At 65.5% G+C, this 12,640-nt stretch carries 11 protein-coding genes and 1 pseudogene; 8 read left to right on the top strand and 4 right to left on the bottom strand.

Going from position 1 to position 12,640, the window contains the following annotated elements; translation table 11 throughout:
• Positions 1-114 precede the first annotated feature (114 nt).
• Positions 115-600: a hypothetical protein gene (locus tag JE024_RS36365; RefSeq protein WP_205378107.1), complete on the bottom strand. Its 486-nt coding sequence runs from the start codon at positions 598-600 to the stop codon at positions 115-117.
• Positions 601-1,114: 514 nt separating this feature from the next.
• Here JE024_RS36365 and JE024_RS36370 point away from each other — a divergent pair.
• The 4 genes from JE024_RS36370 to JE024_RS36385 all read left to right on the top strand — a co-directional run bounded on the left by JE024_RS36370 (position 1,115) and on the right by JE024_RS36385 (position 5,317).
• Positions 1,115-2,233 carry a tyrosine-type recombinase/integrase gene (locus JE024_RS36370; protein ID WP_244883467.1) on the top strand — a complete coding sequence of 373 codons (1,119 nt, stop codon included), beginning with the start codon at positions 1,115-1,117 and terminating at the stop codon, positions 2,231-2,233.
• Entirely contained in the window at positions 2,230-4,518 is a 2,289-nt protein-coding gene (locus tag JE024_RS36375; protein ID WP_205378109.1) for a tyrosine-type recombinase/integrase, read from the top strand. The genes JE024_RS36370 and JE024_RS36375 overlap by 4 nt, the downstream gene beginning before the upstream one ends.
• Positions 4,505-4,888 carry a DUF6262 family protein gene (locus JE024_RS36380; protein ID WP_205378110.1) on the top strand — a complete coding sequence of 128 codons (384 nt, stop codon included), beginning with the start codon at positions 4,505-4,507 and terminating at the stop codon, positions 4,886-4,888. Before JE024_RS36375 ends, JE024_RS36380 begins: the two co-directional genes overlap by 14 nt.
• An 81-nt stretch (positions 4,889-4,969) precedes the next feature.
• Positions 4,970-5,317, top strand: coding sequence for a hypothetical protein (locus JE024_RS36385; protein WP_205378111.1), 348 nt, complete (start codon positions 4,970-4,972; stop codon positions 5,315-5,317).
• Positions 5,318-5,395: 78 nt separating this feature from the next.
• On the opposite strand, the pseudogene JE024_RS42200 reads toward JE024_RS36385, so the two are convergent.
• Both JE024_RS42200 and JE024_RS36390 read right to left on the bottom strand, forming a co-directional pair.
• A pseudogene (locus JE024_RS42200) lies at positions 5,396-5,848 on the bottom strand (DUF5999 family protein); the annotation flags it as partial.
• Entirely contained in the window at positions 5,845-6,264 is a 420-nt protein-coding gene (locus JE024_RS36390) for an ATP-binding protein (RefSeq protein ID WP_205378112.1), read from the bottom strand. The gene JE024_RS36390 and the pseudogene JE024_RS42200, both read right to left, overlap by 4 nt.
• 440 nt (positions 6,265-6,704) lie before the next feature.
• Here JE024_RS36390 and JE024_RS36395 point away from each other — a divergent pair, with 440 nt between their 5' ends.
• The gene (locus JE024_RS36395; RefSeq protein WP_507232748.1) at positions 6,705-7,928 is read left to right on the top strand and encodes an NsdA family TPR-like regulatory protein; all 1,224 of its coding nucleotides are present in this window, start codon (positions 6,705-6,707) and stop codon (positions 7,926-7,928) included.
• Positions 7,925-8,452 carry a GNAT family N-acetyltransferase gene (locus JE024_RS36400; protein WP_244883471.1) on the top strand — a complete coding sequence of 176 codons (528 nt, stop codon included), beginning with the start codon at positions 7,925-7,927 and terminating at the stop codon, positions 8,450-8,452. The genes JE024_RS36395 and JE024_RS36400 overlap by 4 nt, the downstream gene beginning before the upstream one ends.
• A gap of 1,678 nt (positions 8,453-10,130) precedes the next feature.
• Here JE024_RS36400 and JE024_RS36405 read toward each other — a convergent pair.
• On the bottom strand, positions 10,131-10,682 hold the full coding sequence (locus tag JE024_RS36405) for a hypothetical protein (RefSeq protein WP_244883473.1): 552 nt from the start codon (positions 10,680-10,682) through the stop codon (positions 10,131-10,133).
• A 512-nt stretch (positions 10,683-11,194) separates the two neighbouring features.
• On the opposite strand from JE024_RS36405, the gene JE024_RS36410 reads away from it, so the two are divergent.
• Together JE024_RS36410 and JE024_RS36415 are read left to right on the top strand one after the other, a co-directional pair.
• A complete protein-coding gene (locus JE024_RS36410; protein WP_205378115.1) occupies positions 11,195-12,073 on the top strand; it encodes a helix-turn-helix domain-containing protein in 879 nt (292 codons plus the stop codon).
• A 67-nt stretch (positions 12,074-12,140) separates the two neighbouring features.
• Positions 12,141-12,578: a hypothetical protein gene (locus JE024_RS36415; RefSeq protein WP_205378116.1), complete on the top strand. Its 438-nt coding sequence runs from the start codon at positions 12,141-12,143 to the stop codon at positions 12,576-12,578.
• The last annotated feature ends 62 nt before the right edge of the window (positions 12,579-12,640 follow it).

Below are 12,640 nucleotides of genomic sequence, written 5' to 3' on the forward strand. Positions count from 1 at the left end.
ACCAGGACGGTGATGGCCCGCCCGCAGGTGCTGACCACTGCCGTGACACGGGCCTGGCCCAGAGGAAGAGTGCTCACGGCGAAGGCGAATGCCAGGGCGCAGGGATGACCGCGGTCAGTACGGCAAATCCGCCAAAGGCCTGCTGCCGGACACGGGGTCCACGCGCAGCCTGTCTGCCGATGACGCGAGTCGTACGTGCCGGCCACCGTTTCGCAGCAGGGCACGGGTGCGGCTCAGCGCGTCGTGCAGCGCGCCGGCCGGGGTGAAGGTGGCCCGCTCCGATCCGGCGCTGGCCACCCACAAACCCGTACAACCGCGATACCCGCCCGCACCACAGCTTCGGGACCGGGCAGCGGGGACGCAGTCGGAGTGCGCGGCCCTCCACCGGTGCACCGTCTCGGGCTCTACCGGCACCACGAGCTGGCGATGGATCATGCAGTACTTCAACGGCCCGACAGGGGTGCCCTGCGCGACGAGCGCGTCGATCGCCGGCAAGCCGAGGGCCACGCCGACTCGGACTGAGGAGACGCCCACTGACAGGTCAAAGGGCGGTTGCTCAGCGACGGCGACGCGCCACAGATGGTTGCTACGTAACGTCATGAAAATCTCCAGCAAGTGATCGGATCTGGTGCCGTGGAGGGGACGGCTGGCACGACACCAGAAACACGGGAGGCGTACTGGGCGCCCGAGGCACGCGTGACGATGGCCTCGAAGCCACCCCCGGGCAGAGCGGGCTGCCCGGCTAAACAGTCACCCGGGCACGGAGGTCAGGACAGCCCTCGGCGTCCAGCCCAGAACGATGGTCATCGCGCCAAGCAGACGGCCGCGGTTCACGAGCCAGCCCTCAGCAGTCGTAGGCGGTCGCAGCGGGGAGCAGCAACCCGCCGGGAAGACGCCAGGCAGGCACCGGAGAGAGGTCATGTCACCCCGCCTCGCGTGGCAGAGGCCGCCGCGGCACGCCGATGTCACCCGACGGCAGAAGGTAACCGGTGTCCTCGACTATGTCCATCAGCCTTGCGGGTGTCTTTGATGTCCAACTCGCTGCCATGAAAGGGCCTTTCGGTGCTACATGGACGGGTTCTGTTCTCCTGTCCATGTCGTTCTGGGGTGTGGTGTGTCGTTCGCAGTGCAGAGGCTGCGGTTGTCCGAGGACGGTCCGGTCTCGTACACCGTGGTGGGGGACGATGGCTTGCCCGTCGATGACGTGGAGGACTTCCTCGCGTACCTGACGGCGAGAGGTGCATCGCCGAACACGGTCCAGGGCTACGCCTACGACCTGCGCGACTTCTTCGTCTGGCTGGGACAGGTGGGCTTGGACTTCCGGCGTGTGCGGCTGGAGGTGGTCGCCCAGTTCTTCGATTGGCTGCGTCGTCCGAAGCCGGCCCGAGCGCCGGAGGTGTTCGTGCTGCCGGGGGTCGGCCAGGCCCTGGAGAACACCACGCTGCAGCGGAAGCGGGCCGCGCTCGCGTCCTTCTACAGGTTCCACGCGCGGCGGGACGAGGGCGTGCCCGCGCTGCTGGGAAACCTGCTGGCCAGGCAGCCGACAGGCTCCTACACGCCGATGCTGGCGCACACCCAGCGAGGGGGCGAGGTCGAGTACAGCCCGATTCGCATCCACGCCCACCGCAAGCTGCCCCGGACGCTGACCGGTGACGAGACGCAGCGGCTGATGGGCGCGTGCAACCGGCGCCGGGACCGGTTCCTGATCGCGCTCCTGGACGAGGCGGGGCTGCGGATCAGCGAGGCCCTGGGCCTGCGGCACGCTGACTTGAACCTCCGCAAGGGCGAGGTGCACGTCGTTCCGCGCGAGAACAACGCGAACCAGGCCCGGGTCAAGGGCATGAAGGGCCGGATCATCCCGGTGCGGCCGGAGCTGTTCGACCGCTACGCCGCCTACATGGAGAGCGAGTACGGGACGCTGGACTGCGACTTCGTGTTCGCCAACCTCTTCCGCGCGCCGATCGGCTCCCCGATGACCCGGGCGAATGTCAACGAGTTGGTCGAGCGGCTGCAGAAGCGGACCGGGATCACGCACTTCTCGCCGCATGTCTGCCGGCACACCTACGCCACACGACTGCTGCGGGCAGAGGTGCCGATTGAGGTCGTGGCCGAACTTCTCGGTCACGCCAGCCCGCAGACCACCGCCGAGATCTACAGCCATCTCGATGTCGAGGATCATCGCCGGGTACTCCTGTCGGCCGGGGTCATCAAGGACGGGGCACCGGCCCGGTGAACACGCCCCGCGCGAGAGCAGGCTCCGCCGGCCTGCTGGCCAGGCTGGTGGAGATGGTGCGCCCGGAGTTCCGGGCCGAGGTGTTCTGTCCACCGCGGGACAGCCCGGTGTTCTTCCCCGGCGAGTGCCGCATTCCGGCCTGCCCGACGACGCTGACCATGGGCCGGCTGAAGCTGTGCCGCACGCACCACCACCGCTGGGCGGCGGCGGGACGACCAGCCGATCTGGACGGTTGGTCCGCTCAGGAGGATGCGCGACTGCGCGAACGACGCCAGGTCTCGGCCTGCCGGGTCTCCGGGTGCAATCGGGCCCGCGCCGCCCACGGTCTGTGTCACCGCCACTCCTCGCGGTGGACCCACGCCGGACGCCCACCCCTCGCATCCTGGCTGGGACGGGCCCTCTATCAACCGCCGCGCAAGCCTTGGTCCGCCGAGCGGACCTGCGACTTCCCCGACTGCCCGCGCTGGACCGACAGCACCGACGCTCCGCTGTGTCACACCCACCACAACCGGTGGCGCAAGCACGGCCGACCGACCCTCGACACCTGGTACGACGACCTCGCGCACCGCGGAGACCCGAAGGTCCGTCTGGACCAGTTGACCCCCGCCCTGCGCCTGGAGTTCCAGTTCGGTCTGCAACACCGGCTCGACGAAGGACTGCGCTTCACCCCCGCCCGCGACGTCCGCCGCGCGGTCACCTGGGCCAGCGAGGCACCCATCACCAGCCTCCTCGACTGGGACGAGAGCACCTGGCGCGACCACGTCGCCCCGCTCGGACCCGGCGGGAAACGTCACGGCCACAACGTGGTGGCTTTCCGCTTCATCGCGGACACCCGCTTCGCCCTGGAGCACCTGCTCATCGCCGATGATCCATGGGCTGACCAGTACCCGCGCGACGTCTGGGACCTGCGGCACTTCGCCCTGGCCGAAGGAGAGACGCGCTACCCGCGCTTCGGCGCCATAGTCCAGCCCTGGCTGCGCGATCTGGTCAGACGATGGTGCCGCTGGCGCATCAGCACGAACATCAGCGTCAACACCGTCGCGCAGAACCTGCGCTCCCTGGCCCATCTCTCCGGGCATCTGCCGCCGCACGCCGCGCCGGCCGATCTGACGCGCGCCAGGATCGAGACGTGGCTCGCCGCCCTGGCCGTCGACTACCCGGACGTGTTCACCCGCCGGGCCACCATCAACTCGCTGGGCCGGTTCCTCGCCGACGCCCGCGCCCACGACTGGCAGCCGGTCCTGCCACGCGACGCCATCATTTACAACGACGCTCCGCCACCGCCGCCGGCCAAGCCCCGCTGGATCTCCGAACACCTGATGCGGCAGATGGAGAACCCCGAGAACCTGGCGTTGATCTATACCGACGACCTCCGCCTCATGGTCCCCCTGCTGATCTCCTGCGGCTTGCGGATGAAGGACGCCCGGCGCCTGCGGTTCGACTGCGTCACCCATGACGACACCGGCGCCCCCTACCTGACCTGGGTCAACCACAAGATCCACGGCCGCATCGCGTTCTTCCCCATCAGCCAGGCCCTGGCCGACGAGATCGCCGCACAACAAAAGCGCGTCCAGGCCCGCTTCCCTGCCGGAAGCCGTTTCCTGTTCCCCGGCTGGATGGCCAACCTCAACGGCAGCAAGGCCGTCTCGGACACCTGGTGCCGCGAACAGATGGAGACCTGGCTGGAGCGCATCCGCCTCATCGACGAGCACGGCCGCCCGGCTCGCGTGACCTTCCACCAGTTCCGCCACACGCTGGGCACCCGGCTGATCAATGCCAACGTCCCGCAGCACATCGTCCAGCAGTTGCTCGACCACATGTCGCCGCAGATGACGGCCATCTACGCCCGGCTGCACCAGAAGACTCTGCGCGAGCACTGGGAGAAGTCCCTGAAGGTCAACGCCGAAGGCGAAGCCGTCGTGCTGCCCGCGGACCACCCGCTTGCTGATGCGACCTGGATGCGGCTGTCCCTGGTCCGCGCCAAGGTCAGTCTCCCCAACGGCTACTGCGGAGCTCCGATCCAGACGGACTGCGAGTACGCGAACCCTTGCCTGGACTGCCGCTTCTTCATCACCACCGGCGACTTCCTCGACCAGCACCGGCGCCAGCGGGACGAGACCCGCAAGCTCATCGGCGATGCCGAGAAAGCCGGGCTGTCGCGCATCGTCGAGAGGAACACCCGCACGCTCGGCAAGCTCGACACCATCATCGACGCCCTGGAACAGGCCGGCCCGCAGCAGATCGTGGCCGGTGGGAAGGTGACCGATCTCGATGCCACCGGCTGACAACGCCCGCTTCCTCGTCGAAGCCTCGAAGGCCCGCAGCCGGCAGGCACGCGAGCGCGCCGAAGAGGCCATCAAGACGGCAGCCCGCCGCAGCGAGCGGCCCACCGTTGTCGGCATCGCGAACGCGGCCGGCGTCTCCAGGTCCTGGCTATACACGCAGACCGACCTCATCACCGCGATCAACCAGCTCCAGCAGCGAGCCCCGGCACCCCACCGCAACCCTCGGCACGCGGCCAGCGATGTCTCCCTGCACCGCAGGCTGGAGACCGCACTCGAACGCAACCGGCAACTCCGCGACCAAGTCGCTGACCTCACCCGGAAACTGGAGACCGCCCACGGGGAGATCCGCCGCCTCCGCACCCTGGCCTAGGACCTCTTGCAGGTCACGAGCGGAGGTTCGATCTCGGGGCCTGCTGGCGCCAGCGGAGCTCCCGCCTGCGACGATGCGCCCATGAGCTATGACCTCGCTGTTTGGGACGGTGACCGTCCCCTCGACAATCACCATGCGGGCTCGACCTACGACGAGCTCTACGAGCGCTACCTGGAATCGGACGACGTCGTCGTGCCTCCGGAGCCGCGCATCACGGCCTACGTGCAAGCACTCGTGGCGCGATACCCCGACGACGAGCGCAGTGTCGTATGGGCGTCGCCACCGGTCCTCGACGAGGCATCGGGCCCGATCGTGTACCTGCTCATGTCCTATGGCAAGGCTGAGGAAGTGTCCGAGTACGCCGCTGCGCTGGCCCACGAGCACGGACTCATCTGCTTCGATCCGCAGGGAGAATGCCTCCGGTCCTGACGAAGACATGTCCGTCTCGTAGTGCCCCTGGTCAGCAGCCTCTTCCGCATCCGAAATCGACATAACCTCGAACACGATCACGCCATTGCACAGCACACACCAGCCGACCCCGGGGGGCCCGATTAAGACTTTCGCCGCCAGATAATCCACCGCGCTGGCCGACGGGCACGGAGACGAGTGCTCACACAAGGCTCCTTCGGCACGCAACGCCCCGAGTACCGCCCGGATCGCCGATGCGAATCTGACCAGCGGCATCAGGGCTTGGGCGTGACTCACCGGCACCTGAGCCTCACAGACCCAGGCGACTTCCAGCGCTCTGGTCACAGGCTCGGTTCGGGTGGGTGCAAGTGTCCCGAGCTGCATGAGGTGACCGCGCAACCGGAGCATCAGGTCATGGATGTCCTGATCGCTCTCAGGAATGGGGCAGCCATCCGTCAGGACCATGGCCAGGGTCTCCTGGGCGGCGGAGACAACACACCGGGTGGGGGTGGAGGCAGAGCGGCGGCCGATGAGGAAGCGGGCCAGATTCACGACGCAACCTCCTCAACAACGAGATCCAACTCGAACCACACCGTCTTGCCGTTCGCGCCCAGCAAGGAGAGGTCCGTTCCCCAGCGTGTGACCAGGGCATCAAGCAAGTGCAGTCCCCGGCCAGCCTCCTCATCCGCAGTCGCGACACGGGGGCGCGGTCCCTCGATGGACGGGTCCTCCACCTCCACCCGCAGGCACCCGCGCCCATGTATGGCGCTCAGGACGAACCGGCCCTCCGGCCTGCTCGCGCACCCGTGCACCATGGCGTTCACCATCAACTCCTGGGCGACAAGCACGACCGTGTCCGCACACTCGGCGAGACCCGAGCTCCGCAGCAGACCGGCGAGCTGACGCCGCGCACCGGCGACAGCGTCCGCCCGGGCGGGCACCACCATCGCCACCTGGAAGTCACGCATAGGGCAGGCCGGCACGCTCTCGCCTCCGGACGGACATCCGTCCACTCCTCGGCCGCTGCGCGCTTGCACGACGGCGCGCATGCTCCGAAGGCCGGCAGTTGGGTACTGCAGGTTCATCTGGCAGCTCAGCGGTGGTGCGACCGGCGCGGCCGGTCGCATCCGTTCTGGTAGCTGTCATGGTCATGAGCACATTCCTTCCGGCGCGGGATACTCGGCTGTCACGGGGGAGAAGGGCTCTCCGTCACCACTTGAGCCCTAAGCGGCCTGGCGGCTGATAGCCAGTCAACGAGTCGCGAGCAGCTGGCAACAGGAAGAGTTCCGGTTTCGTGCACACCGACCACCCGGAAGACTTTGCGTTCGCGTTACCCTCAATCTTGGCGCGAGAATGTCGGCAGTACTACCTTCCGTACATGGGAGCGAACTTCATCCTTCAGAGCCGTATGGATAAACTCGGTCTAACGCAGGACGAGTTGGCAGTCCGGCTCAACAGGGCGCTACAGGAGATCACAGGGCGACCAGGGGAGATGTCGTCGCGGACGGTCCGGAACCTGCTCAACGGGTCGAGTCGACGCCCAATCGGTCGTACTTGCGCAGCACTTGAGCGTGTGTTCGGCTGCCCCGTGGCGGACTTAGGGTTCCGCGCACCCAGCTCCATGCAACACCCCCCGGAGGGCCCTGTGCGGCGTCGTGACTTCATCGTCTCCACAACGGGAACGGCGGCCGGTGCTGTCCCCATCTTGAAACAGCGCCGGTCAGTGGGCATGACAGATGTAGCCCGAGCCGCAACCGGCATGAACGAGCTTGTGGAGGCGGACGACCGACGAGGCGGTCACACGTCTTTGGAGACCGCGGCCCTCGAAGGCCGGGCCAAGGTTCTCGAACTCCAGCAGCGGAACGCCAGCGAGCGCGTACGCCGTGCTCTGTACGCGCTCGCGGCCGAGTACACCACCATCGCGGCCTGGTCGTGTATCGACCTGCGCGATCTTGACACGGCGCAGATGCATCTACACGAGTCGACCACGTACGCTGGCCTCTCTCAGGACCCGCCAACAGGGATGCGTGTTTGGGTCAACATGGCCATGCTCGCCTACCAGCGGAAGAACGGATCGGAGCAACTCGCCGCAGCGCAGGCGGCAAACGCCTCCCGAGCCGCCCGAAGAGATCCGTTCTTCGGCTCCATAGGTCGCGTCCGCCTCGCGCTGGCCCACTCGATGCTGGGGGATTCGCGCGCCGCGAAGAGGTCTCTCGCGGCGGCACAGGAATCCCTGGGCAAGGCGGACGAGGACGAGCGTCCTCGTTGGACCGCGTTCTACGGGGCGTCCGAGCTCAATCACCTAGCGGCCATCATCCTCAATCACAACGGGGAGTCAGCCGAGGCTGAGGCGATGGCGCATCGCTCTCTGGCCCAGATTTCACCAGAGTTCCAGCGCAACCGTGGCCTGGCCACGTGTCAGCTCGCCCTTGCACAGCTTCGCCAAGGCGAGCTAGAGCAGGCCACGACCACGGCGGCCACTGTCTTCACGATTATGGATGGCGCTCCCCTGCCTGGACGGATGCGCACGTTGATCGGAGACTTTCACCGAGACCTGTTCCGGCTGGCGCCGTCTGCGACGTACGCCCGCGACTGGGCAGACCGTATGCGGGATGAATGGAGTCGAGCGTGACCACGGTGATCGACCTGCGGTATTTCGGCCATGGAAACCTCCCGGAGGGCTTCAAACAGATGCTGATTGAGGTGCATGCCGACTCCTACGCCGACGCGATGGACGACGAGTTCAACCAGCGGTTCCCCTGGTTCGTCGACCACTGGTCAGAAATGGGCGGTTTCACCTGCGTCGTCGCCTTCGACGGAGACGAGCCGACCGGCTTCGCGTACGGTGCGCCGCTTCAGCCGGGTCGCGAATGGTGGCGCTCCACCGAGTTCGAACCGAACAATGGCTACACCTCGACGTATGCCGTTTCCGAGGTCATGGTGCGGCCGCAATGGCGGAAACAGGGTGTCTCGGATCGCCTGCACGAGGCCCTGCTGCAGGAGCGGAGCGAGGATCTTGCCGTACTCCTGGTCGACGTGACTCACCCGCAGGTCCAAAAGCTATACGAGACTTGGGGCTATGAGAAGGCCGGCGAGCAGCGGCCGTTCGCTGACTCCCCGCTGTACGCCGTCATGGTGAAGAGACTGCACCCCTGAACGCGGTCCCCCGGCGGAAAGGGCGGAGGCGCAATGCTGCAGTGGTGGGAAGGCCAAGGCATGCCCAGCGAATGGGCCGGTCGGCGATGTCGTACGCTTCGAGCTGCAGGTCGGCGGTCAGCAAGCACCACCGGATCGGCTTGGGGGATGCGGAACCAGCGAGGCTGGCATCGCACATTCGTACCGTTTCTCGTGCTGTTTTCGAGGCCGGAGCCGGCGAGGGCGAAAGCGCCGCTTTGCGGAGGCTCGTCACGGGGCGATTGCCCTTCTCTGGCCTCCAACGTAGTCGCACGTCGCGCTGCGCCCGACCACTGCGCCAGGGTAGAGAGGACGAACAGTTGGCCCCCGTCCCACGTAATCGTGAGGCAGCGCGGGTCGGGACCGAGTGTTGGTGGACTCCGGGCCTCTGTTAGACAGCGAAGCGCGATGAGAGGTCACTCCTGGGGCTCGACTGCCGGAAGGTAGATGCTGCGCTCGCTGTCGGACAGCGGTGATGCGGTGAGTGGGGGCAGGGCCGATCCGCGAACCGCCGCTGCGACGACGTTCGGGCAGCAAGCACCACGTTCCCGTCGGCTGAAAGGGACCCCGCTTGCGTGTCGCTGACCGGAGGAAAGCGCGACGACGTGCCACAGTTGCTGCCGCGCGCAAGGTCTCGTCCCTCTCGGGTCTGGGCCCCTCGTCAAACCTCCGGCACGTCCTCCAGCTTGCCCAGGCCGGCCGGGGCCCTCGATGAGGAGCAGCGCCAAGCTCCTCCAAAGCTCCGCGCGGGTGTACTACCCGCAGCGCACGGGGCCGTGGTGCGGCCCGTGTGCCGCGGCCGGGACGAGAGGGAGACGACGACACGGCAGAGGTGCAGACAGGACCGACCGCTGTCCTCGCCGCCTGACTGCTACGGTGCACTGACTCGTCAACTTGCTGACGCTTCGCGCTTGGCGCGGGCTCGGTCGACGAGGGCGCCAAATATTGGCAGCGTTAGGCCAGCGAAAAGGAACAAGACGGCCATACCGCTCAAAGTGGGGCTTACGACTTCCTCTACTTGAAGCGAAAATGGTTTGTCGAGTGTAAAGAGAACGATGTACGAGCCCTTGGATATGGTGTAAGCGACGCCCAGCGTGGCAGCCATGGAGGAGAGTGCGAATCCGGTGCCGCTCCACGGCCGAGATCCCCACATTCGCTGTGCCGTTCGCCCGCACATGAACGCCAACTCTCCGCATGTCAAAAGTACGTACGACAAGTAAATAAGGAGATAAGTTGCGACCGTGGGCTCCGACACGTGCGCAGTGGTAAACTCCATACCCGGACGGTTGGTAGCGAGAAAAAGCGGAACCATTATGGCGAGTTGGACCATCGCCGCGAAGCCTCGCTGGAACATTGCCGCACGCAAATATTCAGGCCTGTAGGCAAGGTCCACCATGGTGATTTGAAGGGCAGCGCACCATAGGACAGCGCATATATGCGCTATGAGCTTGCCAATGTTGGGTACTCCCGTTACGTCCTCGGCGTATTGGGCCACCGCGGGAATAGCGAACAGTACGCCCAGCGTGCAGACGCCGAAGGCGGCGGCGATGGACCAGGTGGCGACGCGTGGATTCTTGCGCGCCCTCCTGCCGCATAAGGCCGTGACAATTAAACCCGCCGTAGCGCAAATTCCGAAAACTGTGCCGTCAACCACTTGCAACTACCCTTCCAGTGCTTCGACCGCGTAGGCTGCGGCCTCCTGTGCTGTACGTCGTCGTCGGCCCTTAGGCTTCTCTGTGGGGTCGCTGAGTGTAATTGGGTCCAGCCCGAGATCGTCCCGTCGTCGTTTCAGGTCTGCAATGACGTTGAGTAACTCCCCCTCCGGTAGGCCCTCCAGTAGCGTCAGCAACGACAAGACACTGGGCAATCGGTCATCGAAGCGGCTAAGGAGCGGCAAAACCTGGCGAACTTTCACGTCCTCGAACGCTTGAAGGGCGTCCAGATCGTCATAACTTTCATGGGGGAGTAGGTGAGCAGGTGGAATATCCCCCAAAGCCTTACACAGCGCTATGACGGTATCCGTGGTTGGGTTGCCCTGCTTGCCGCTAGCCAGGTTGCCGATGGCTGTTCGGGACAGAGAGACGTTGCTGTCGGGGAGGGCCTCGATGTCTGCTGCGAGTGAGCGCGTCGTGTGCCGGCTGTCGCAGTCGGGGCGCGCCCGCGACATCAGTGCTCTGAGCTTCTCGCCCAGCGACCGGGAGGCGCTGCTCATGATGGCCTAGCACTTCCTCGCGCACCAGGGGAGACCCTGGGTTGACGACTACATGCAGCCATATGACGATCCCCCCGACGCCTTCTGATCATGGTTCTGGCCACTTTAGTTGACAGTGCCGAGCGTGCACGGCAGGATCACAATAGGGCACCACTTCGCTACCTGCTGCTACGTCGCAGGGCAATCGGCATGCAGAGTGCTGCCCGTGCGCAGGTCCAGTCATGCCTGGCAGTGAGGCATGGTTGTTCGGCTCGCAGTCGAACCCGCGCTCACGGACGGACATTTCACCATCGGTGACATGCTGTGCAACTGCGGCGTGTTGCACACCCTGTCAGGTCGGCGCACGAAGCATAGGGGTAAGAGTGACGCAGGTTCCACAGCCCACGGGCAACTTAGGGGCAAGCGCAGGGAAGCGCGACTCTGGGCAGCCGCAACGCTGTGCATCGTCGCGAACCCAGCCGCATCGCGACGCTGATCGCGTTGAAGGAAGTCGGCGTGACGAGACACGGCATGTGCGCGCTGCCGGGATTGCGGAGGCCTACCCATGGCGACTGCGGGAGCTGATCCAGGGGCGACGCCGCTACCTTCGGCTGAGTCAGGAAGCCGTAGCGGCGCGTCTGGAGATCAGTGCGCGTGCCTATGGCAACTGGGAGCGTGGCGTGGTGAAGGAATGGACTGATCAAAAACTCTATTCCTTAGCTGAGGCTCTGGAAATGACGCAATTTCAGACCGTCCGGCTTTTTCGGCTCGCTGTGGACCGGGTGCCGCAGCCGCAGTTGCGAAGTCCCGTTCGTGGCATGTCAACCGGCACTTCTGTTTCGGCGCTCCTTGAAGACTATAGAGTTTTGATAGAGGCGCAGTCGCTCCCCGCGTTCCTGATCGACCATGGTTGGAACGTTCGTATGAGTAACGGAGCCTTCCGGATGCTCTTCGAGGGCGTGTCAAGGCGTCCGGCTTCCATGCCGGCCACCAACTTCCTTCGCTTCGGCCTGTTTCATCCTGATGCGGCTAAGGTGCTCGAGGGTGATACTGCCTGGAAGTTGTCGATCCTTGCTCAATTGGCAGTAAGTCTTGAGTGCTATGACAGCGATCCAGCGCTTCAAGTGATGCGAAGGGAGGTCTACCTTGATCCCAGGCTGAGAGATATGTACCTCAACGACGTGCCGGCCTGGATCTGCGGCCCTGGGTCTGACCTGATCCATCAGGAAGATCTCCGTCTTATACGACACCCCGATCCTGAACTGGGCCTGCGAGGCTGTCGATTTGTTGAGGAAACCCCTCGCGCCTTGCAAGCTTTGGGCTTCAAAAGAATTACGCTCGTATTGCAGGAAGTTGACGCGCCATCGGAGGCGGAGCGCAGCGGCTGCCGCCCCTTCTGCCATGCGGCGTAGTTGCCTAGTACTCCAGCCGTAGATCATGATCATAGATGTGAAGGTCGCTCGTCGGTAGCCTGCGCGTATGGCTGAAACCTCGGACGAAGCGCAGTTGATCGCGGACGGCTTCGGGCGTGTCCTCGTCGAGCTGGAGTGGTACGACGGACTGCGCGTCGGCCTCGTTGACATCAACGGGCAGCCCCACTACTTCGACGGCTACGGCCAATACCTGGGCGACGAGGCCGACGAGTACCGCGTCTGGCCTGCGAGCCCGGCCGCGGTGGAGTTGGAACGCGAGCAGTGGGCAATCTACGTCGACTGGAACGAGCGCCAGGGGGCTGGGGCTCCCTATCTGGGCCAGGCCGGGATCGACGCACGCTACGACGAATTGGACGCGCAGTTGGCGCAGTACCGTCAGGCGCCGGCCGATGCGCGTCGGCTTGCCGGTGAGCTTCGGTATACCGGCGCTGGTCACCGAGTGGAAGGGACCGGCTACTGGTTCCGATGGCGTCCGAGCAGGTGAGGCCGCCGTTGATCATTAGGTGTTGTGTGGACAACCAATGATCACGCGGCGACCTCGGCCGC

The organism is Streptomyces zhihengii (assembly GCF_016919245.1).
In the GTDB taxonomy this organism is placed as follows: Bacteria; Actinomycetota; Actinomycetes; order Streptomycetales; family Streptomycetaceae; genus Streptomyces; species Streptomyces zhihengii.